Here is a 22,160-nt window from a genome sequence, read left to right as displayed (position 1 = left end):
GCGTTAATGCGATGAAGGGAGATTGAGTCATGAGGTACTTAACAGCAGGTGAATCACATGGTCCACAACTGACCACAATTATTGAAGGAGTTCCAGCGGGACTTTACATAGAGCAGGATGACATCAATTATGAATTGGCTAGAAGACAAAAAGGTCATGGCCGCGGAAGAAGAATGCAGATTGAAAAAGACCAGGCGAAAGTGTTAAGTGGTGTTCGCCACGGGAGAACATTAGGTTCTCCAATCGCACTTGTTGTTGAAAACAACGACTGGAAGCATTGGACAAAGGTGATGGGGGCAGAGCCGATCACGGAAGAAGAAGAAAGTGAAATGAAGCGTCAAATCTCCCGTCCAAGACCAGGACATGCGGATTTAAATGGGGCGATCAAATATGGACACCGTGATATGAGAAACGTTTTAGAGCGTTCATCAGCCCGCGAGACAACTGTTCGCGTAGCAGCAGGCGCAGTTGCCAAACAAATCTTGGCACATCTAGGGATTAAAGTAGCTGGCCACGTTCTTGAAATTGGCGGAGTGAAAGCAGCTCATACAGCATATGAGTCTATTGAAGATTTGCAGAAGGTAACAGAAGAATCACCTGTTCGCTGCTATGACAGTGAAGCAGGTCAGAAAATGATGGATGCAATTGATGAAGCGAAGAAAAACGGCGATTCAATTGGCGGAATTGTTGAAGTCATCGTTGAAGGGATGCCGGTTGGGGTTGGCAGCTATGTTCATTACGACCGTAAATTGGACAGCAAGCTTGCGGGCGCTGTACTTAGTATCAACGCTTTTAAAGGGGTTGAATTCGGTATTGGCTTCGAGGCAGCCTCTAAAAACGGCAGTGAGGTCCATGATGAAATCATCTGGGATGAAGAAAAGGGCTATACGAGAAAAACAAATCGCCTAGGTGGTCTTGAAGGCGGAATGTCAACCGGTATGCCAATTGTCATAAGAGGAGTTATGAAACCAATCCCAACGCTTTATAAGCCGCTTCAAAGCGTTGACATTGAAACAAAAGAACCTTTCTCTGCAAGTATTGAACGATCTGACAGCTGTGCTGTTCCTGCTGCAAGTGTTGTTGCAGAAGCAGTCGTTGCATGGGAAATTGCCAATGCAGTTGTGGAGCAGTTTGGCCTTGACCAAATCGACCGCATTAAAGAAAATGTTGAGAAAATGCGCCAGCTTCAGAGGGAATTTTAATGAAAACACTGGAAGTTAAGACGTCTTCAGCCACTTATCCTGTATTTATCGGTGATGGGATTAAACACAATATCGTCGACTTGATAACTTCCACTGGGCATTCCTATACGAAGCTCTTAATCGTCACAGATGCAGCTGTTGATGCCATTTATGGGGATGAGATGGTTCGCTTACTTCAGCAGAAGTGGCCTGTGAACAAAGTGGTTGTGCCAAGCGGAGAGCAGTCAAAATCCTTTGCCGAATTTGAGCATATTCATACGAAAGCCATTCAATTTCAGCTTGATCGTTCCTCCTGCATCATTGCGCTGGGAGGAGGCGTGATTGGAGATTTGGCTGGCTTTGCTGCTGCCACTTATATGAGAGGCATTGATTTTATCCAAGTGCCGACGACGCTGCTGGCACATGATAGTGCAGTTGGCGGGAAAACAGGGATCAACCATCCGCTCGGTAAAAATTTAATCGGTGCGTTTCATCAGCCGAAAGCTGTGATCTATGATACTAGTATGCTTGAGACCCTCTCTCAAATTGAACGAAGATCAGGCTTTGCAGAAGTCATCAAACATGCACTGATTTCAAGTGAAGAATTTTTATCAGAACTCATGTCCATTCGTTCTTTGACGGATTTATCAAAAAGCGAGCTGGCACATATGCTGTATCAAGGCATTCAAGTCAAAGCGTCAATCGTTCAAGAAGATGAAAAAGAACAAGGTGTGCGTGCATTTTTGAATTTAGGCCATACACTAGGGCATGCCATTGAAGCAGAGTATGGATATGGCGCCATCACGCACGGAGATGCCATTGCAATCGGCATGCAGTTTGCGCTGTATGTGAGCGAAAAGCAGCTGGGGCTCAGCCTTAATCGTTTGGAACTAAAAGAGTGGATGAAAGAGCTCGGTTTCCCGGTCAAAGTCACAAAAGATATTTCCACGAAAACATTTGTTGACCGGATGATTGGTGATAAAAAAGCAAGAGGCGGCAGTGTTCAATTTGTTTTATTAAAACAGGTTGGAGACGTCACCTTACAGTCTTTCACAAAAGATGAGCTGCACTACTGGCTCGAAGAATGGAAACGGGAGGAGGGATGTCTATGATGTTTCGCGGGATACGTGGGGCTACAACTGTGATAGAAGATACAGAAACAGAAGTGTTAAATAAAACGAAACAGCTGCTAGAAGCGATCATTTCAAGAAACCAAGTAGATCCAGAACGTGTCGTGCAGATCTTGATTTCAGCTACACAAGATATTCACTCCGTTTTTCCGGCAAAAGCACTTCGTCAATTTGAAGGATGGACATATGTACCGGTTACTTGTATGCAGGAACTGGACATTGATGGCGGTTTAAAGCAATGTATTCGTGTCTTAATGACTGTCCAGACAGATACAAAGCAGGAAGACATACAGCATGTATACTTGGAAGAAGCTGTGACGCTTCGCCCTGATTTACAGTTGACAAAAAACAAGGAATTATAATACGATATGAACAGCCGAAGTTTACACACAGGTGTAAACGGCATTGCAAGCTTAGAGAAGATGAGAATGAGACTAGGGTAGTTGAGATGAGTAGAGTTGAGCAGAGATACGATACTTCTATTTAATCATACTGCCTAAAAGAGTAACCCTCTTTTAGGCTTATTTTGTATACTCATACAAACCCTCTATATGTCCCCTCATTCTCCTTAATCCCATTTAAGGAGTGTGCTTATGAATTCCCAATCAAACCTGACCCAATTTTTAAAGGATAGTGAGTCCTACAAAACGATCCCAATTGTTGAAACCATTACAGTCGATACGCTCTCACCGATTCAAATTGTTGAAAAGCTCAAACAAGATATTGTGTATTTGCTAGAAAGCAAAGATGAGTCTTCCAGCTGGTCGAGATATTCTTTCATTGGATTGCATCCGTTTTTAACCTTACATGATGACCAAAACAAATACGTTGCACGTGACGCTGCGGGGCAGGAAGTCATGCAAAAGCAAGAGCTGAAAAAACTGCTGGATTGGATGAAGGAGCAATATCAAATCAAAACGCCAGATATTGATATCCCATTTACAGGCGGGGCTGTTGGGTACTTAAGCTACGATCTAATCCCAAACATTGAACCTTCTGTCAGGCCTCACCGCAGCGCATCGACGACAGAAAATTGCACATTATTTGTCTGCCAAACGATGATTGCTTTTGATCATGAAACAAATCATGTTCATTTTATCCAGTACACCCAGCTAACCGGACATGAAACAGAAGACGAAAAAATACGCGCTTACAAAGAAAATCAAAAACAACTTGAACAGATGATTCACAAGCTTCATTCAAAGGTTGATATGAAAGAACTGATTTTATCAGGGAATATGAATGAGCCGCCGTCCTTTGAACATGTGACGTCAACCTATGAAAAAGCGCAATTTCTAAAAGATGTTGAAAAAATAAAAGAATACATTCGAGCGGGTGACATTTTTCAAGGCGTACTCTCGCAGCGCTTTGATATCCCTGTGTCAGTGAGTTCATTTGAATTATACCGCGTGCTTCGGATTGTGAATCCATCTCCTTATATGTATTTTATGAAATTAAAAGATCGTGATTTAGTCGGCAGCTCGCCAGAACGATTAATCCATGCAAAAAATGGGCATTTAGAAATTCATCCTATTGCTGGCACAAGAAAACGAGGAAGAACGATAGAAGAGGATGCTGAGCTAGCAAAAGAGCTGCTTGAAGATGAAAAGGAAAAAGCCGAGCATTACATGTTAGTGGATCTTGCCAGAAACGATGTTGGCCGTGTGGCAGAATACGGCAGTGTATCCGTACCTACCTTTACAAAAGTAGTGAATTTTTCACATGTCATGCACATCATCTCCATTGTGACAGGAAAGCTAAAGCGGGATACACATCCAGTCGATGCGCTCATGTCCGCATTCCCTGCAGGCACATTAACAGGTGCCCCGAAAATAAGAGCGATGCAATTATTAAATGAAATGGAGCCTGAGCCAAGAGAAACGTATGGCGGCTGTATTGCCTATATTGGATTCGACGGCAATATCGACTCCTGTATTACCATTCGTACGATGAGCGTCAAAAATCAGACCGCTTCTATACAAGCAGGCGCCGGCATTGTGGCTGATTCTGTCCCGGAAAATGAATGGGAAGAGACTTGTAACAAGGCAGGAGCACTTTTGAAAGCCATTCAGCTTGCGGAACATATTTTCTCAGAAAAGGAGAGTGTGCAGGATGAATCACCGACTATCAGCTCTTGTTAATGGAGGCTTTCTATCAGAAAATGAAGCAAATAAACTCATGCATGATATGATGAGCGGCTTTTTAACAGATGCTGAAGTCGCTGCTAGTCTCTCGATTTTAGCGCATAGAGGAGAAACCGCTGAAGAAATGACGGGTTTTGTGAAAGCCATGCGGCAAAATGCAGCACCAATGGAACGATCGCTTGATGTTGTTGACACTTGTGGCACAGGAGGCGATGGACTCTCCACCTTTAATATATCAACTGCCGCCGCCATTGTCGCTTCCGCTGCTGGAGCCAAAATCGCCAAACACGGAAATCGATCAGTTTCTTCTAAAAGCGGGAGTGCCGATGTACTTGAGTGTCTTGGGATTCATATTCAATCCACACCAGAAGAAACAAGAAGACAAATACAAGAGAAAAACATGGGTTTTTTATTTGCCCCATTGTATCATTCATCTATGAAACAAGTAGCCGCAGTCCGCAAGCAGCTCGGCTTCCGGACGGTATTTAATCTATTAGGCCCGCTTTGCCACCCAATGCAAGCCAAAAAGCAAATCATCGGCGTTTACTCAAAGGAAAAGGCGAAATTAATGGCAAAAGCCCTTGCACCGTTAGAGCCAGAACATGTGCTGTTTGTTTGCGGAGAAGATGGGCTGGATGAATTAACGATTACAGCAAATTCATATGTGATTGAACTCAAAAAAGATGTCATGACAGAATATACACTCAATCCAGAAGACTTTGGGCTGCAAAAAGGATATTTATCAGATATTCAGGTCCAATCACCGGAAGAGAGTGCTAAATTGATTCAGAATATATTGAATCATCAAACAGGAGGGGCGCCGCTTCATATTACAGCCCTGAATGCTGGAGCGGCTTTATATGTCGCAGGAAAGTCAGAAAGCCTCATGGCCGGAACATTAAAAGCGATTGAAACAATTAAAAATGGTGCAGCCAAAGAACAATTGGCTCGTTTAAAACAAAAAACGAAGGAGGAAGAGATCTATGCTTAATCAAATCATTGCTCGCAAAAAAGAACATATCCAAACATTGCAGTTACCAGAGGATGAACACTTTGAAAGACGATCATTTAAAAAAGCACTCATGAATCCTCATCGCTCAATTGGTCTCATTGCGGAGGTGAAAAAGGCGTCTCCTTCCAAAGGAATCATTCAACCGAATTTTGATCCTTTACAAACAGCAAAAGCTTACGAAAAATCAAACGCTGATTGCTTATCTGTTTTAACGGATGAACCGTTCTTTCAAGGAAAAAACGAATACTTATCCCTCATTAAAAAACACGTAGATCGTCCAATTTTAAGAAAAGATTTCATCATTGATTCCATACAGGTAGAAGAGTCAAGACGTATAGGGGCAGATGCCATTTTATTAATTGGAGAAGTTCTTGAGCCGCAAAAGCTGCACGAGCTTTATGCTGAAGCGAAAGAGAAAGGCCTAGATGTCCTTGTCGAAGTACATGCAGCAGATACACTGGAAAATATTTTGAAGTTGTTTACCCCTGAAATCATTGGAGTGAACAACCGGAATTTAAATACATTTACAACAACAGTTGAACAAACAAAAGAGATCGCACCCCTCGTTCCAAACGATGTCTTACTAGTGAGTGAGAGCGGTATTCAAACATTTGATGATCTGACCTTTGTGAAGGAACATGGAGCGGGTGCAGTTCTTGTAGGAGAATCATTAATGAGAGAACAATCACAAGAAAAAGCCGTTCAAACATTGTTTGGAGAATGAACAGGATGAAGCCTTACTTAAAATATTGCGGAGCAGTATCACAAGGCGATGTGGAATGTATTGCGCAATCTCACGCAGATGCCATTGGATTTATTTTTGCTCCAAGTAAAAGACAAGTCCAGCCAGCTCAAGTGAAACAATGGCTCATTCAAACAAAGTGTGAGAAAAAAATTACCGGTGTATTTGTAAATGAAAAGATCGAAAAAGTATGTGACATCACAAAACATATACCTTTAGATATCGTACAGCTTCATGGAGATGAAACGAAAGATGACGCAAAAGAAATCAAACAACAAACAGGGGCTGTCGTTTGGAAAGTGTTTCACCACGAATCCAATATCACAAACACGCTGGAAAAAATGACGGCATTTGCACCTGTTGTCGATGGCTTTCTCATTGATGCGAAAGTAAAAGGGATGAGAGGCGGCTCTGGAACAGCATTTACTTGGGAGGCGGTGCCTGCATACGTTCAGCACGCAAAACGGCTGGAGAAAACTTGCATAATTGCAGGCGGTATCACACCAGAAACGGTAGCAGAGCTCCTTGCCTATGGTCCAGAAGCGCTCGATCTTTCAAGCGGAATAGAAGAAAACGGGAAGAAAAGCAGCGCTAAGATCGAAGCGCTCGAAGAAAGGATGTTAAATGATGTACGCATATCCAAATGAGATTGGCAGATACGGAGAATTCGGAGGGAAATTTGTCCCGGAAACGCTCATGCAGCCACTTGCAGAAATCGAGCAGGCATTTCGTGAATTAAAAGAAGACCCTGCTTTTCAAGCAGAATATGTATCACTACTTCGAAACTATTCAGGCAGACCAACTGCGCTTACATATGCTGAACAATTATCAGCATACCTCGGCGGCGCAAAGATCTATTTAAAAAGGGAAGATTTAAACCACACGGGTGCTCATAAAATTAACAATGCGCTTGGTCAGGCCCTGCTTGCGAAAAAAATGGGGAAATCAAACATCATCGCGGAAACAGGCGCGGGCCAGCACGGAGTAGCTGCTGCAACGGTGGCCGCAAAGTTCGGGTTATCCTGCACGGTATTTATGGGAAAAGAAGATGTGGAAAGACAATCACTCAATGTCTTTCGGATGAAGCTGCTTGGCGCTGAAGTCATACCTGTCACAAGCGGGAATGGCACACTAAAAGATGCAACCAACGAAGCTATCCGCTATTGGGTTCAGCACTGCAGTGATCATTTTTACATGATTGGCTCCGTTGTAGGCCCTCATCCGTATCCTCAAATCGTCAGTGAGTTCCAGCGGATGATTGGTGATGAAGCAAAAGAGCAGCTGCTTGAAAAAGAAGGAAGGCTTCCTCATAAAGTCATTGCCTGTGTTGGCGGCGGAAGTAATGCCATTGGAATGTACCGGGCATTCTTAGATGAAGAGGTAGATATCATTGGTGTAGAGGCAGCTGGAAAAGGAATCGATACGCCGCTCCATGCTGCAACCATCACGAAAGGAACCAAAGGTGTGATCCACGGGTCTTTGACATACTTAATCCAAGACGAATTTGGCCAAATTATTGAGCCATATTCTATTTCCGCTGGTTTAGATTATCCGGGAATTGGACCAGAGCACGCATATTTACATGCGAGCGGGCGGGTTCAATATGTGAGTGCGACAGATCAAGAAGCACTAGATGCACTAAAGCTGCTGACTGAAAAAGAAGGAATTCTGCCAGCAATTGAAACTGCACATGCGTTAGCCAAGGCGTTTGAGGTAAGCAAGACGATGAATGAAGATGAAATTGTTCTTGTCTGCCTGTCAGGAAGAGGCGATAAGGATGTGCATACATTAATGAACGTGCTTGAAAGTGAGGGAAAAACAAAATGATCACGTTTCAATTAGAGCAAGGCGAAAAATTATTTATCCCATTTATCACAGCGGGAGATCCGTCAGAAGACATTACGATTGATTTAGCTGTCTCTCTTCAAGCAGCCGGTGCACATGCGATTGAACTCGGTGTTCCTTATTCCGATCCATTAGCAGACGGTCCTGTCATTCAAAGAGCCTCCAAAAGAGCTCTAAATCATGGCATGAATATCGTAAAAGCGATAGAATTAGCAGGGAAGATGAAAAAAAACGGTGTAAAAATTCCTGTAATTCTATTTACGTATTATAATCCTGTGTTACAATTAGACACAGAATACTTTTTCGCTTTACTGCGCAAAAATCATATTTCGGGACTCTTAACACCCGACTTGCCGTTTGAAGAGAGCAGCGAGCTGCAAAAGAACTGTCAAACACATGACATTTCATATATTTCACTCGTTGCACCAACAAGCAAGGAACGATTAGTAAACATTGTAGAGCAGGCAGAAGGTTTTGTGTATTGTGTTTCATCTCTTGGTGTAACAGGTGTCAGGCAATCCTTTGACGCGTCAATTACAGATTTTATTCAACAAGTGAAACAGCTGAGTCACATACCGGTTGCTGTCGGTTTTGGCATCTCAACAAGAGAGCAGGTAGACTCAATGAATAAACTGAGTGACGGTGTTGTTGTCGGAAGTGCACTTGTGAAAAAAATTGAAGAGCTTCAAGAACAATTGCTGGCAAGTGATACACGTCAAGAGGCTTTAAGAGAATTTGAAACATATGCAAAAACATTTAGTCCCCTCTATTCATTCAAATGAGGTGAAACATTTTGCAAATCAAAGATCAATTAAAACAGCTAAAACCGTATCAACCTGGGAAACCAATTGAAGAGGTCAAAAAAGAATATCAATTAGACAAAATTGTGAAATTGGCTTCAAATGAAAACCCTTTTGGATATTCTGTACATGCAAGAGAGGCAATACAAGCCGAGCTCGAACATCTAGCGATTTATCCTGATGGATACAGCGCAAGTTTAAGAACGGAGCTTGCTGAGTTTCTTCAAGTAAGTGAAAAACAATTAATTTTCGGGAATGGCTCAGATGAACTTGTGCAAATTATTGCGAGAGCATTCCTTGACCAACATACAAATACCGTCATCCCATCTCCATCGTTTCCGCAATACCGTCACAATGCAGTGATTGAAAAGGCGGAAATTCGAGAAGTGCCTCTTTTAAAAGGAGGAGCTCACGATCTGAAGGGTATGCTGGATGCGATCGATGAAAACACGAAGGTTGTCTGGGTATGTAATCCAAATAACCCGACAGGAAATCATTTGTCAGAATCTGAGATTGTGGCGTTTTTAGATGAAGTGCCAGCTCACGTGCTTGTTGTACTAGATGAAGCGTATTTTGAATACGTTCGTGCGGAAGATTTTCCAAACAGTTTATCTTTATTACACAATTATCAAAATGTCATTGTACTTCGAACGTTTTCTAAAGCATATGGACTTGCAGCGCTTCGAGTAGGCTACGGAATTGCATCAGAAGAGCTGATTACTGCCATTGAACCAGCGAGAGAGCCGTTTAATACCAGCCGTATCGCTCAGGCAGCTGCTCGTGCAGCGATCAAAGATCAAGATTTCATACAATCATGCAGACAGAAAAACGAAGCAGGTCTCAAGCAATATCAAGATTTTGCTGACCGTTTTGGACTATATATCTATCCATCTCAAACAAACTTTGTGCTGATTGATTTTAAAAGAGATGCCGATGAATTGTTCAATGCATTATTGAAAAAAGGTTACATTGTTCGTTCCGGTAAAGCACTTGGTTTTCCGACTTCTTTACGTATTACCGTCGGAACAAAAGAGCAAAATGAAGACATTCTAAGCACACTTGCCGATTTACTGCAAGGCATTCGTGCGTAGCATAACCAGAAAGTCATATCCTAAGGCAGGATATGGCTTTCATTGTACCAACCTCAATACATATAAGCTGTTGAAATAGGTTGTTTAATTTTCGCGAAAAATCAGGTGATGAATATGAATGATGCAAACGAAACAATATTAATCGCTGGACTCGGTTTAATTGGGGGATCCATTGCACTCTCAATTAAAAAAGAGCATCCTCATAAAAAAATTGTAGGATTTGATGTTTCCAAAGAGCAAATGGTTGCTGCAACAAAGCTGGGAATTATTGATGCAACAGCTGATTCGTTTTTGGCTGGTTTAGAAGAATCTTCGACCATTATTTTGGCAACTCCTGTCCAGCAAACAATAAAGATGCTTAGTGATATTGCAGACTCTGGAATTGAAAGAGAGCTCACAATCACTGATGTCGGCAGCACAAAGCAAAAGGTCGTCCATTTTGCTGAAAAAGTGCTGCCTGAGCAGTACCAATTTATTGGCGGACATCCAATGGCAGGCTCTCATAAGTCAGGTGTTATTGCAGCGAAAGACTTTTTATTTGAAAATGCGTTCTATATTTTAACGCCTGCAAAGGAAACAAAACGTCAAGCTGTTGATCGGTTGATGGATTTGTTAAAGGGGACACATGCTCATTTCATCGAAATGACACCAGAAGAACATGATGCTGTGACAAGTGTTATCAGCCATTTCCCTCATATTGTTGCAGCCAGCCTTGTGCATCAAGCACATCATTTTGAAGAACAATTCCCACTTGTTAAACGGTTTGCTGCTGGAGGCTTTCGTGATATCACACGAATTGCTTCAAGCAATCCTGCAATGTGGAGGGATATCCTGCTGCACAATAAACACAAGATTTTAGACCGATTCCATGAATGGAAAAAAGAGATTAACCGCATTGAAACCTTCGTAGAGCAAGAAGATGCTGAAGGATTGTTCTCTTATTTTCAAGATGCTAAGGAATATCGCGATGGACTTCCTCTAAGGAAAAAAGGAGCCATTCCTGCTTTTTATGATCTGTATGTCGATGTTCCGGATCACCCTGGGGTCATATCGGAGATTACAGGGCATCTAGCAAGTGAAAACATTAGTATTACAAATATCCGAATTATTGAGACGCGGGAAGACATTAATGGGATTTTACGCATTAGTTTTCAAACAGATGACGACCGCAAGCGTGCAGAAATCTGTATAAAAAATAGAGCGAATTACGATACATTTTATGCTGACTGAGGTGACAAACATGAAAATTCATAAAAATGCTCCTATGAATGGAGAAATTCATATCCCAGGTGATAAATCTATTTCACATAGATCAGTGATGTTTGGTGCAATTGCTGAAGGGACCACAGTAGTGAAAAACTTTCTTCCTGGAGCTGACTGTTTAAGTACGATTGATTGCTTTAGAAAGATGGGCGTTGAAATTGAACAAAAAGGGACAGATGTTGTCATTCATGGTAAAGGACTGAAAGAGCTCAAGGAGCCGTCTGACATTCTCGATGTTGGCAATTCTGGTACAACCATTCGATTAATGTTGGGAATATTAGCTGGTTGTGAGTTTCACAGTACACTAATCGGTGATGAGAGTATTGCCAAAAGACCAATGAGGCGAGTGACGGGTCCGCTTAAACAACTAGGAGCCAAAATAGACGGCAGAGCAAATGGCGAGTTTACACCACTCTCTATTCGTGGCGGTCATTTAAAAGGAATCTCTTATGAGTCCCCGGTGGCAAGTGCACAAATTAAGTCGGCTGTCCTTTTAGCTGGACTTCAAGCAGAGGGAACAACGACTTTAACTGAACCTCATAAATCAAGAGATCATACAGAAAGAATGCTCTCTATGTTTGGTGTAAAACTAGATGAAGATGAACAAAGTGTTTCCATTGAAGGCGGCCAGACATTAACAGCAACAGATATATTTGTTCCAGGAGACATCTCTTCAGCTGCATTTTTCCTTGTAGCTGGATCAATCGTTCCTAACAGCCGGATTGTCTTAAAAAATGTCGGGTTAAACAAAACAAGAACAGGTATTATTGATGTGCTGAAACTTATGGGTGCAAACCTTGAGATCAATGAAGTAGATGCCAAAGGCGGAGAACCGTATGGTGATTTAACGATTTCTACTTCATCATTAAAAGGGATTGAAATTTCTGGTGACATGATTTCAAGACTCATCGATGAAATTCCGATTATTGCGCTTCTTGCGACCCAAGCAGAAGGAACAACGATCATTAAAGATGCTGCTGAGTTAAAAGTTAAAGAAACCAATCGAATTGATACAGTCGTATCAGAACTTAAAAAACTCGGTGCTAATATTGAAGCAACAGATGATGGTATGAAGATTCATGGTAAAACTACGCTTCAAGGCGGCGCAGTCGTCTCAAGCTACGGAGATCACCGTATCGGTATGATGCTGGGAATTGCCGCATGTGTGACAAAGCAAGCAATTGAGATTGAAGATACAGATGCTGTTCGTGTCTCATACCCGAATTTCTTTGAACACATTGAATATTTAACGAAAACAGTCTGAGGAGGTCCTCAGGCTTTTTCTTTCCTTTTGCATATTTGTCAGAAATATAGCATAGCTTGTCTCAAGGTGAAACCTTGAAAAAAAACATTTTGTCCGATAAAAATAGTGTCTGCAGTTTACAAATCATCAGTTTCGTATAGGATGAAATGCAAAACAGTCTTTAAAACACAAAAATGGGTTCATTTTAAAAGAGCAACATATTTGCTGGATGTGTACCTGTCGATTATGATATGAAGTAACAATAGTTTAGGTTTTTGGAAACAGAAAGGAACGGTTTGATTTGAATAGTTCATTACAAGAAGCCATAAAATTAGTTGAGGCGGGTGAGACTGAAAAAGGACTCCAAACACTTGCTCAAGCAGAGAAGCATTTGCATGATGAAGAAAAGGCGCAAGCGGCTCAATTATATTATGATTGGGGAGATATCGATAAAGCACGGAATCTCATCAGTGATTTACATGATTTATATCCAGAGGAAACAGGTTTAACGTGTTTTTATGCAGAGCTGTTGATTGACTCTGATGAAGAAGAGAAGGCGATTGCAGTATTAGAAACGATTCCTGAAGATGATGATGCGTACCCAGAGAGTTTATTGTTAATGGCAGATTTGTATCAAATGCAAGGACTATTTGAAGTCAGTGAACAAAAGCTTTTAAAAGCGAAAGAGCTACTTCCGAATGAAGCCATCATCGATTTTGCATTAGGTGAGTTGTATTTTTCTCAAGGTCTTTCAAAGAAAGCGGCCGATTATTTCTACAAAGTGGCAGATCAACAGCATGAGGTTGGCGGTGTCAATGTGTATCAGCGGCTCGCTGAATCGCTCAGCACAGCTGGAGAATTTGAGGATGCACTTGAATGGTATGAAAAGGCAGTAAAAGATCAAGCAGACCCGAATACTCTTTTTGGCTACGGATTTACAGCAATGAGGGCTGGCAGAACGAAAACAGCCATTCAGCAGCTTACAGAACTGAAAGATATTGATCCCTCCTATTCGTCACTTTATATGCCTTTAGCGAAAAGTTATGAGGAAGAAGGACTATATCACGAGGCTTTAGAGGTAATAAAAGAGGGTATTAAAGTTGATGAGTATAACAAAGAATTATATTTATATGGTGCCAAGATTGATTTGAAAAATGGGGATTCAGAAGATGCGAAAAAACTGCTTCAAGAAGCACTTGCTCTCGATCCGGGTTATATTGAAGCAGTTCAAACATTGCTGGCGATCTATTTAAATGAAGAGCTGTTTGATGAAATTCTGGATGTTATTAAAGAGGTTAAAAGCTTTGGGGAAGATGATCCAAAATGGAATTGGTATGCTGCATCTGCTTCTGTCGGGCGAGAAGAATACAAAGAAGCTGCCGAGTATTTCAAGCTTGCCCTGCCTGATTTTGATGAGGAACGTGACTTTTTATATGAATACGCTTCGTTCCTTTTAGAAGAGGGCAGACAAAAAGAAGCATTGCCGTTATTACGCAAAGTTCTAGAGAAAGATGGCACGAATGAAGAAATTGAAGAAACGATTTTAAGAATTGAAGACGAAATTTCCTTATAGTTTGCAGGAATGAAGAACTGGTTTGTTGAATAATTCATGTATAGCAATTTAATTTACGATAGAGGAGGGAATAACATGCAGACCCCTGTTTCTGTCAATGAAAAAAAGGAATTTATCCGGTGGTTCTTAAACCATTATCAGCTAAAGCGAAGAGAGTGTGTTTGGATATTAAATTATTTAATGAGTCACGACTCTTTGATGGAAAAGGTTCATTTTGTAGAGCAAGCAGAATTTTGCCCAAGGGGAATCATCATGTCAACACACTGTGTGGATGAAGTTCCCTTTAGATTTTATAAAGAAAACATCATGACGACAGATGCTGAAAAGTCATTTCATGATATTCGTTTGAATAAACAGCAGGATTTGTTTATTCAATTGAATTTCCGTTCTGCTTATCGTTCGCCGGAATATGCAGCTGTTCTTGAAACAAATCCTCATATTCCAAAGGATCTTTATGAGAACGAAAAAGATAAGGATCTTGCTGAGAAAGTGCTTGAGCACTCAATCGCAACTTTCCAAAAAGAACGGCTCATGAAAGAGATAGATGAAGCACTTGACCGTCATGATCAAGAAACATTTAATAAGCTGGCAAAAGAATTAAGCCTATTGTCATAAACTGAACGAATAAGCCTTGCCCTATACAGGCAGGGCTTATGTCATGAAAGAGGGGAATTTGATGAGATTTCAATCAGAGGACGCGGATCGCTTTTTGCAATCTAAAGCTTACATTGATACCGCTGTCATTCCATTAGTTGGGATGAATGCGGATCAAATGAAACAAACCGTGTCTTTAGGAGAGTTTACTATTCTTGTAGCAGATGAACTTGAAAGACAGTTAAAAGGGCGGGTTTTTCTTTTTCCGCCACATACATATTTGGAAGTAAGTGACCGGAAACAAGAAGACATACTCACAATGAAGCAGTCGCTCAACGATCATTTTCAGCATGTTGTATTGATCACATCTGATCACCAGTGGAAAGAGCATGCTGAGATCAGTGAATCGCTATTTTTGCTCAAGCCGGTTCCGCTGGAGCATTTGAAGGTTGAATTAAAGCAAAAAGTGATTCAAGACAGTGTAGAACAAATTTTGAACTTTTTGTTACAAAAATGGAACCCTTCATAAAAACCCTTACATTTGCATTGTACATAGCTTTTTAGGATGTTGACCTTGTGAATAGATTGATATATTATGAGGGTGTCCTAGTTTTATGAAATTTTTTCTAATTCAGTTATAAAGTAGCTGACGACCTGAGGGGGGGAGAAAAAAATGAGCGAGAAGAGACATGGAGTGTCCAGGCGTCAATTTTTGAATTACACGTTGACCGGCGTGGGGGGATTTATGGCCGCTGGAATGCTCATGCCTATGGTTCGCTTTGCGCTTGACCCTGTGCTAAAAGGAACAGAGGATCAGGATATGGTTCAAGTTGTCAGTGTAGATGAACTGACAAAGGAACCGAAGCGCTTTGACTTTAAAATTGATCAAGTAGATGCATGGTACGAGTCAAAGGAATCTAGGTCAGCATGGGTGTACAAAGAAGGGGATGAAATTGTCGCTTTATCGCCAATCTGTAAACATTTAGGATGTACAGTGAACTGGAACAGTGATCCGAAAAATTCAAACAAATTTTTCTGCCCGTGCCATTATGGGCTGTACGACAAGGATGGTACAAACGTACCCGGAACTCCACCGCTTGCACCGCTTGACCATTATAAGCAGCAAGTGAAGGACGGATACCTCTATCTTGGAAAAGCTGTGCCGAAAGGGGAAGGGTAACGATGCTTAACAAGATTTACGATTGGGTAGATGAGCGGCTGGACATTACACCAATATGGAGAGATATTGCAGATCACGAGGTGCCAGAGCACGTCAATCCAGCACATCATTTCTCCGCTTTTGTGTATTGTTTTGGCGGTTTAACGTTTTTTGTGACAGTCATTCAAGTCCTTTCGGGCATGTTTTTAACGATGTATTACGTGCCGGATATTAAAAATGCCTGGGAATCTGTCTATTATTTGCAAAATGAAGTGGCATTTGGCCAGATTGTCAGAGGGATGCACCACTGGGGTGCGAGTTTAGTTATTGTGATGATGTTTTTACATACGCTAAGGGTCTTTTTCCAAGGGGCGTATAAAAAGCCTAGAGAGCTGAACTGGATTGTTGGTGTGCTCATTTTCTTTGTGATGCTTGGACTTGGTTTTACAGGTTATCTTTTACCATGGGATATGAAGGCGCTGTTTGCGACGAAGGTTGGTCTTCAAATAGCAGAAGCAACACCTTTCATTGGTAAAGAGATCAAAACGCTGCTTGCAGGTCATCCTGACATTGTAGGGGCACAAACGCTGACGAGATTTTTTGCTATCCATGTCTTTTTCTTGCCAGCGGCATTATTTGGGCTGATGGCTGCCCACTTTATTATGATTCGTAAGCAAGGAATTTCTGGACCGCTTTAAAATGCTGCGTTTGATGAATGTTCAATAAGGAGGGGATGACTTTGCATAGGGGAAAAGGGATGAAGTTTGTCGGAGATTCCAGAATACCGGCAGAAAGAAAACCTAACATACCTAAAGACTATTCCGAATATCCGGGAAAAACAGAAGCCTTTTGGCCGAACTTTCTTTTAAAGGAATGGCTTGTAGGTGCCGTTTTTTTAATTGGATTTCTTGTCCTAACTGTTGTTCATGCGCCTCCGCTTGAGCGGATGGCTGATCCAACAGATACTGGCTATATTCCGCTGCCAGACTGGTATTTCCTATTTTTGTACCAGTTATTAAAATATGAATTTGCTGCAGGAAACTTCACTGTCGTCGGCGCGATGATTATGCCTGGAATTGCGTTTGGTGCACTTTTGCTCGCACCATTTCTTGATTCAGGTCCAGAACGCAGACCGTATAGAAGACCAATTGCAGTCGGGATGATGATTCTTGCAGTCGGCGCAGCAACATATTTAACGTGGGAGTCTGTTGCAACTCATGATTGGGAAGCAGCGGCAAAACAAGGTGAGATTAAGAAAGAAGCAGAGATTGATACTTCAGCTGAAGAGTATAAAATTTATCAAGAGCAGACATGTATCTCCTGCCATGGGGATAACATGCAGGGCGGAGCAGCTGGACCGTCACTTGTTGACAACGGTCTTTCGCCTGAGGAGATCGCTAAAATCGCTGTAGAAGGTAAAGGCAACATGCCGAAGGGTGTTTTTAAAGGCAGTGATGAAGAACTCGAGAAGCTCTCTAAATATTTATCTGAGGTCAAATCAAAATAATTCAGTTGTTTAAATGCAAGTACAAGGATATACTCAAAAGAGAAAAAGCTGGCGCTGTCAGCTTTTTTCTGATTTTAACAGATCGTGAGTGAAGAGACATATGAGATGGATTCAATATTTGCTAGCGACGCGCTACATGCTTTTGCTGGTGCTTATGATCAATTTCCTTGGCACTGTGTACGGCTACTATTGGTATATTCCGCAGCTCGTAGAGACACCGGCTGTCTTTTTAGCTTTTGTACCAGACAGTCCAACGGCCAGCTTTTTCTTTTTATTTGTATTACTTGCGTTTTTGATGAAACGAAATGCTCCTTATTTTGAAGCACTTGCTCTTGTGACCTTGATTAAATATGGGCTATGGGCGGTAGGAATGAATATCTTTGTGCTTTTATCTGTTGATGATTTTCCGTGGGAAGGATACATGCTGATTGGGTCTCACTTTGCGATGGCGGTTCAGGCTGTATTGTTTGCGCCATATTATCGTTTTCAAATGCGTCATCTCGTGGTAGCAGGCATTTGGATCTTACATAATGATGTAATTGATTATGTATTTGGTATGATGCCCCGTTATTCTATGCTGTCTGCTTACTCAAACGAGATCGGCTACGTGACGTTTTGGCTAAGTATTGCGGTTCTTCTTGTTTCGTATTATCTCGTACTATCGAAAAAATCGGTCAAGCTGGAACTCCCTTAACAATGTTGGTCTAACCTTGTCCTTTTCTTCATACGCTGTAAGGAGAAGGGCTAGGAGGGACTTGCATGAAACGAAAGCCAATCGCGATGATTCTATTATTTTTTCTCGTATTACAGCCAGCAGTTGCCAAAGGTGAGGAAACAGCTGCTAACACGCTGCAAGAATTAACGGAACTATCAGATTCCATCTTTCAATTAACGAGACAAGGTAAATATGATGAGGCGTTACAAGTCGCATTGTATGTTGAAAAGACATTTAAAGCTGAGAATTGGCGTGGAACTTTGACGAATACGCAGATTCGGCAAATTACACTTGGCTATCAAGATATGATAAAAGGGCTGCCGCAAGAAGAATTGAATGAGCGCGAAAAGCTTCGTTATGCCTCTCAATTTAGAATGCTGCTTGATGCGATCCAGTCGGATTCTGAGCCTCTTTGGGGTTCGCTGGAGAAGCCCATTATGGGGTCTTTTCCTACTTTGAAAAAAGAAGTAAAAGATCCAGAATCGACGACATTTTATGAAACTTGGAATGAGCTGGTTTCTTTATACGATATGATCTATCCAAGTTTAACCATTGATATTTCGTCTGAAAAGTTGCAGACAATTAAGCAGCACATGGAAGTAATTGAGCAAGGTGAGTTTTTAAAAGCATCAAGTGGGACAAAGATTGAACGTCTCACGAAGCTGGAAGAGGATTTATCGAGTGTGTTTGCTCACGTCGATGAAGATGAAGCTGATCCATCGCTTTTATGGGTCATCCTAACAACCGGGAGTATCATTTTATTAACGTTAACGTATGTTGGATTTCGGAAATATCGTGCCGAAAAAGAAAAGAAACAAAAACGTCAGGCTGATTATCCTAAATCATAAAAAAAGAAGCCCAAAACTGGTGCTTCTTTTTTAATGCGGATTGAGCGGCTTTTTGTGTTCATCTAATGTAAAGCCTTCACCGAGTACATCATGCACGTCACTGACAGATACAAACGCATGAGGATCGACTGAGGTCACGACGCTTTTAAGGTGGACAAGCTCGTTTTTCGGAACGACGCAATAAAGGACGTTGCGCTCCTGTTTCGTATAAGAACCGACCCCTTTTAAGATGGTGACACCGCGCTCCATTTCATCCGTGATTTTCTTTTGAATGATGTCATCTTTTTCAGAGATAATCATGGCGCCTTTGGCAGCGTAAGCGCCTTCTTGCATGAAGTCAATGACCTTCGCAGCAACAAACACTGCGACAAGTGTATACATCGCTTCTTTATAATTTAAGTAGGTCAGAGAGATGGTAATGACGCATGCGTCGAAGATGAACATCGTTCGTCCCATTGCCACCTGATAATGCTTGTTGATCAGTCTTGCAATGATGTCCACACCGCCTGTTGTACCGCCGAATTTAAAGATGATCCCGAGGCCTGTTCCGATAAATACACCTGCAAAGAGGGCGGCTAAGGCTAAATCGTGCTGGAGAGGCATATGTATTTGAAAGCGCTGGAAGATGGCAAGAAAGACAGAAAGACTCACTGTTCCTACAATTGTATAAGTAAACATCGTTCTGCCAAGCATTTTCCAGCCTATAAAAAAGATCGGAATGTTTAAGACAAGGTTTGAAATAGATGGGTCAATGTGAAATAGAAAATATAAAAGCAGTGTAATACCTGTAAATCCGCCTTCCGCCAAATTGTTCTGCATATTAAAATGAACAAGACCGAAAGAAAAAATCGCAGATCCTATTAAAATAAATACGATATTTTTAAGACGAATTTCTTTTAGCAAGAGACCACTCCTTTTTTTGCTTAGACAGCGATAATATTATATGGTATGGGAGAGAAACAAGCAAACTGAGTCTTAAACATTTGTCAAATATTTATGATTTCGCTAACATGTAAGAGATGGATAGGAGGATGAGCTTCATGACGAAAGAAAAAACGCTGCGTCACGTGCAGCAAGAAGTAGATGATTACATAGGACAATTTAAAGAAGGCTATTTCAGCCCGCTTGCGATGATGGCCCGCCTGACAGAAGAATTAGGGGAGCTGGCAAGAGAGGTTAACCATTACTATGGAGAAAAGCCGAAAAAAACAACGGAAACAGAAAAAAGCATGGAAGAAGAAATTGGCGATGTTTTGTTTGTGTTAACATGCCTCGCTAATTCACTTGATATTTCACTAGAAGAAGCACATGATCGTGTGATGCATAAATTCAATACAAGAGATAAAGACCGCTGGACGAAAAAAGAAGGGAAGTAGAGACGATGACGAACGAAACCATCAAAGTAGTAATCGCTGGAGCAAGAGGGAGAATGGGTATAGAGGCTGTGAAGCTGGCGGAAGAAACAGGCCATTTTGAGCTGGTGGCCGCACTTGATCACACGCATGAAGGAAAAAAATTATCTGATGTGATTCATACGACATCTAATGCACCGATTTATACGGATATTGATGTGTGTCTTTCAGAAACAGCACCAGATGTATTAATTGATCTGACAACACCTGAAATCGGGAAAGTACATACAAAAAAAGCACTTGAACATGGCGTGCGTCCAGTCGTAGGAACAACTGGATTTTCAGAAGATGACCTAAAAGAGCTTCAGCAATTAACAGAAGAAAAGGGCATAGGCTGTATTATTGCACCAAACTTTGCTGTCGGTGCGGTCTTAATGATGAAATTTGCCAAAATGGCCGCGAATTATTTCCCTGACGTTGAAATCATTGAGCTTCACCACGATAAAAAACTAGATGCCCCAAGCGGTACGGGCTTAAAAACGGCTGAAATGATTGCAGAAGTAAGAGAAAGCAAAAAGCAGGGACATCCAGAAGAGAAAGAATTGATCGAAGGGGCACGAGGAGCCGATTATGATGGTATCCGTCTGCACAGCGTGAGACTTCCTGGTATGATTGCACATCAAGAAGTGCTGTTTGGAATGGACGGACAGACGCTCACCATTCGTCATGATTCTTATAACCGTGCATCCTTTATGTCAGGCGTGAAGCTTTCAGTAGAGCAGGTCATGCACATTGATCAGCTCGTTTATGGTTTAGAAAATATCATCGACTAATAAGGAGTGGATTCCTGATGAACATTGCTTTAATCGCTCATGATAAGAAAAAAAGTGACATGATTCAGTTTACCACCGCGTATCGTGATATTTTGGCAGATCATACACTTTACGCAACAGGGACAACAGGTTTGAGAGTGAAAGAAGCGACGGGGCTTCCCATTCATCGTTTCCAATCAGGACCACTTGGGGGAGATCAGCAGATCGGTGCTTTAATTGCTGATAATGCAATGGATCTTGTGCTCTTTTTTAGAGACCCGCTAACTGCGCAGCCGCATGAACCGGATGTATCTGCACTCATCCGGCTTTGCGATGTGTATACCATTCCATTAGCCACCAATATGGGAACTGCTGAAATTTTAGTCAGGAATTTAAATAAAGGTACGTTTGATTTTCGAGATGTAGCAAAAAACGGAGGAACAAATGAAACGACTTGATATCCTTGCATTCGGTGCCCATAGCGATGATGTAGAGATCGGAATGGGCGGAACGATTGCAAAATACGTAAAAAAAGGGGCGCGCGTCGGGATTTGCGACTTGACCCAGGCCGAATTATCTTCAAATGGAACAGTCGAGAGCCGCAAAGAAGAAGCAAAAGCCGCCGCCGCTATTTTAGGTGTCAGAGCGAGAATCCAGCTTACACTGCCAGATAGAGGGCTTTATCTAAACGACGAAGCGATGAAGGAAATTGCGGGCGTGATTCGAACATACAAACCGAAACTGATTTTCGCTCCGTACCACCAAGATCGGCATCCAGATCATGGCCATGCGGGCTCACTTGTAGAAGAGGCCGCTTTTTCTGCAGGTATACATAAATTTGAAGATTCATACAAGCAGCCAGCGCATAAAATAAGCCAAATGTATTATTACATGATTAATGGGCACCATCGTCCAGATTTTGTGATCGATATTTCTGAGGAAATGCACCAAAAAATTGATAGCTTGCACGCGTATAAAAGCCAATTTGTTAAATCGGCAAACTCAGTAGAGACACCTCTTGTGAACGGTTATATTGATTTTGTCAAAATGAGAGAGTCTATGTATGGAAGAGAAGTCAACAAAGCTTATGCAGAAGGGTTTATCACAAAGAAACCACTTTTAATAGACGATGACTTACTTGGGGGGTAA

The 22,160-nt window shown here is 41.7% G+C and carries 25 protein-coding genes; 24 read left to right on the top strand and 1 reads right to left on the bottom strand.

Translation table 11 applies throughout. From position 1 onward, the window contains the following. The first annotated feature begins 29 nt into the window (after positions 1 to 29). The 20 genes from aroC (at position 30) to ypjB (ending at position 18,847) form a co-directional block, all read left to right on the top strand. Positions 30 to 1,202 carry a chorismate synthase gene (aroC, locus tag NSU13_RS10410; RefSeq protein ID WP_342489508.1) on the top strand — a complete coding sequence of 391 codons (1,173 nt, stop codon included), beginning with the start codon at positions 30 to 32 and terminating at the stop codon, positions 1,200 to 1,202. After that, positions 1,202 to 2,293: a 3-dehydroquinate synthase gene (gene aroB / locus NSU13_RS10405; RefSeq protein ID WP_342489507.1), complete on the top strand. Its 1,092-nt coding sequence runs from the start codon at positions 1,202 to 1,204 to the stop codon at positions 2,291 to 2,293. The genes aroC and aroB overlap by 1 nt, the downstream gene beginning before the upstream one ends. Beyond that, positions 2,290 to 2,673, top strand: coding sequence for a chorismate mutase (aroH, locus tag NSU13_RS10400; protein WP_024422804.1), 384 nt, complete (start codon positions 2,290 to 2,292; stop codon positions 2,671 to 2,673). Before aroB ends, aroH begins: the two co-directional genes overlap by 4 nt. 231 nt (positions 2,674 to 2,904) lie before the next feature. After that, positions 2,905 to 4,452 carry an anthranilate synthase component I gene (gene trpE, locus NSU13_RS10395; protein WP_065214682.1) on the top strand — a complete coding sequence of 516 codons (1,548 nt, stop codon included), beginning with the start codon at positions 2,905 to 2,907 and terminating at the stop codon, positions 4,450 to 4,452. Next, positions 4,424 to 5,446: an anthranilate phosphoribosyltransferase gene (gene trpD / locus NSU13_RS10390; RefSeq protein ID WP_034280429.1), complete on the top strand. Its 1,023-nt coding sequence runs from the start codon at positions 4,424 to 4,426 to the stop codon at positions 5,444 to 5,446. The genes trpE and trpD overlap by 29 nt, the downstream gene beginning before the upstream one ends. Beyond that, positions 5,439 to 6,191 carry an indole-3-glycerol phosphate synthase TrpC gene (trpC, locus tag NSU13_RS10385; protein WP_034280430.1) on the top strand — a complete coding sequence of 251 codons (753 nt, stop codon included), beginning with the start codon at positions 5,439 to 5,441 and terminating at the stop codon, positions 6,189 to 6,191. The genes trpD and trpC overlap by 8 nt, the downstream gene beginning before the upstream one ends. After that, complete coding sequence (locus tag NSU13_RS10380) at positions 6,188 to 6,856, top strand: phosphoribosylanthranilate isomerase (protein ID WP_180951409.1); 669 nt, start codon at positions 6,188 to 6,190, stop codon at positions 6,854 to 6,856. The genes trpC and NSU13_RS10380 overlap by 4 nt, the downstream gene beginning before the upstream one ends. Further along, positions 6,837 to 8,036: a tryptophan synthase subunit beta gene (gene trpB, locus NSU13_RS10375; RefSeq protein WP_034280432.1), complete on the top strand. Its 1,200-nt coding sequence runs from the start codon at positions 6,837 to 6,839 to the stop codon at positions 8,034 to 8,036. The genes NSU13_RS10380 and trpB overlap by 20 nt, the downstream gene beginning before the upstream one ends. Beyond that, complete coding sequence (trpA, locus tag NSU13_RS10370) at positions 8,033 to 8,836, top strand: tryptophan synthase subunit alpha (RefSeq protein WP_081124539.1); 804 nt, start codon at positions 8,033 to 8,035, stop codon at positions 8,834 to 8,836. The genes trpB and trpA overlap by 4 nt, the downstream gene beginning before the upstream one ends. Positions 8,837 to 8,847: 11 nt before the next feature. Then, positions 8,848 to 9,945: a histidinol-phosphate transaminase gene (gene hisC, locus NSU13_RS10365; protein ID WP_081124538.1), complete on the top strand. Its 1,098-nt coding sequence runs from the start codon at positions 8,848 to 8,850 to the stop codon at positions 9,943 to 9,945. 114 nt (positions 9,946 to 10,059) lie between these two features. Then, entirely contained in the window at positions 10,060 to 11,175 is a 1,116-nt protein-coding gene (locus tag NSU13_RS10360) for a prephenate dehydrogenase (RefSeq protein WP_065214689.1), read from the top strand. A gap of 10 nt (positions 11,176 to 11,185) precedes the next feature. Next, entirely contained in the window at positions 11,186 to 12,472 is a 1,287-nt protein-coding gene (gene aroA / locus NSU13_RS10355; RefSeq protein WP_340900181.1) for a 3-phosphoshikimate 1-carboxyvinyltransferase, read from the top strand. Between the two features lie 280 nt (positions 12,473 to 12,752). Continuing rightward, positions 12,753 to 14,024, top strand: a complete 1,272-nt coding sequence (locus NSU13_RS10350) for a tetratricopeptide repeat protein (RefSeq protein WP_342489506.1) — start codon at positions 12,753 to 12,755, stop codon at positions 14,022 to 14,024. A 75-nt stretch (positions 14,025 to 14,099) separates the two neighbouring features. Continuing rightward, positions 14,100 to 14,639 (top strand): ReoY family proteolytic degradation factor, encoded by a 540-nt coding sequence (locus NSU13_RS10345; RefSeq protein WP_008344562.1) that lies wholly within the window; start codon positions 14,100 to 14,102, stop codon positions 14,637 to 14,639. Positions 14,640 to 14,700: 61 nt separating this feature from the next. Continuing rightward, on the top strand, positions 14,701 to 15,147 hold the full coding sequence (locus tag NSU13_RS10340) for a YpiF family protein (RefSeq protein ID WP_342489505.1): 447 nt from the start codon (positions 14,701 to 14,703) through the stop codon (positions 15,145 to 15,147). Between the two features lie 144 nt (positions 15,148 to 15,291). Next, positions 15,292 to 15,798 carry a ubiquinol-cytochrome c reductase iron-sulfur subunit gene (locus NSU13_RS10335; RefSeq protein WP_342489504.1) on the top strand — a complete coding sequence of 169 codons (507 nt, stop codon included), beginning with the start codon at positions 15,292 to 15,294 and terminating at the stop codon, positions 15,796 to 15,798. Positions 15,799 to 15,800: 2 nt separating this feature from the next. Then, positions 15,801 to 16,475, top strand: coding sequence for a menaquinol-cytochrome c reductase cytochrome b subunit (qcrB, locus tag NSU13_RS10330; protein ID WP_003215804.1), 675 nt, complete (start codon positions 15,801 to 15,803; stop codon positions 16,473 to 16,475). Positions 16,476 to 16,516: 41 nt separating this feature from the next. Beyond that, on the top strand, positions 16,517 to 17,284 hold the full coding sequence (locus NSU13_RS10325; protein ID WP_024422792.1) for a menaquinol-cytochrome c reductase cytochrome b/c subunit: 768 nt from the start codon (positions 16,517 to 16,519) through the stop codon (positions 17,282 to 17,284). A 100-nt stretch (positions 17,285 to 17,384) separates the two neighbouring features. Continuing rightward, positions 17,385 to 17,978 (top strand): DUF1405 domain-containing protein, encoded by a 594-nt coding sequence (locus tag NSU13_RS10320; RefSeq protein ID WP_342489503.1) that lies wholly within the window; start codon positions 17,385 to 17,387, stop codon positions 17,976 to 17,978. Positions 17,979 to 18,043: 65 nt separating this feature from the next. Then, on the top strand, positions 18,044 to 18,847 hold the full coding sequence (gene ypjB, locus NSU13_RS10315) for a sporulation protein YpjB (RefSeq protein WP_342489502.1): 804 nt from the start codon (positions 18,044 to 18,046) through the stop codon (positions 18,845 to 18,847). A gap of 30 nt (positions 18,848 to 18,877) precedes the next feature. Here ypjB and NSU13_RS10310 read toward each other — a convergent pair whose 3' ends face one another. Next, positions 18,878 to 19,750: a YitT family protein gene (locus NSU13_RS10310; RefSeq protein WP_024422789.1), complete on the bottom strand. Its 873-nt coding sequence runs from the start codon at positions 19,748 to 19,750 to the stop codon at positions 18,878 to 18,880. Positions 19,751 to 19,887: 137 nt separating this feature from the next. Between NSU13_RS10310 and NSU13_RS10305 the strand changes: the two genes are divergently transcribed. Genes NSU13_RS10305 through bshB1 form a run of 4 tightly spaced genes read left to right on the top strand, consistent with a single transcriptional unit; the run spans position 19,888 to position 22,160 of the window. Then, positions 19,888 to 20,223, top strand: coding sequence for a nucleotide pyrophosphohydrolase (locus NSU13_RS10305; protein WP_024422788.1), 336 nt, complete (start codon positions 19,888 to 19,890; stop codon positions 20,221 to 20,223). A gap of 5 nt (positions 20,224 to 20,228) precedes the next feature. Continuing rightward, positions 20,229 to 21,032 carry a 4-hydroxy-tetrahydrodipicolinate reductase gene (dapB, locus tag NSU13_RS10300; protein ID WP_034280443.1) on the top strand — a complete coding sequence of 268 codons (804 nt, stop codon included), beginning with the start codon at positions 20,229 to 20,231 and terminating at the stop codon, positions 21,030 to 21,032. A gap of 17 nt (positions 21,033 to 21,049) precedes the next feature. Then, entirely contained in the window at positions 21,050 to 21,469 is a 420-nt protein-coding gene (gene mgsA, locus NSU13_RS10295) for a methylglyoxal synthase (RefSeq protein ID WP_024422786.1), read from the top strand. Then, the gene (gene bshB1, locus NSU13_RS10290; RefSeq protein WP_046311596.1) at positions 21,456 to 22,160 is read left to right on the top strand and encodes a bacillithiol biosynthesis deacetylase BshB1; all 705 of its coding nucleotides are present in this window, start codon (positions 21,456 to 21,458) and stop codon (positions 22,158 to 22,160) included. The genes mgsA and bshB1 overlap by 14 nt, the downstream gene beginning before the upstream one ends.

Origin of the sequence: Bacillus sp. FSL M8-0049, assembly GCF_038593355.1 — a bacterium.
GTDB lineage: Bacteria > Bacillota > Bacilli > Bacillales > Bacillaceae > Bacillus > Bacillus safensis.
The sequence above is the reverse complement of the archived record's forward strand: the minus strand, read 5'-3'. Positions and strand labels throughout refer to the sequence as shown.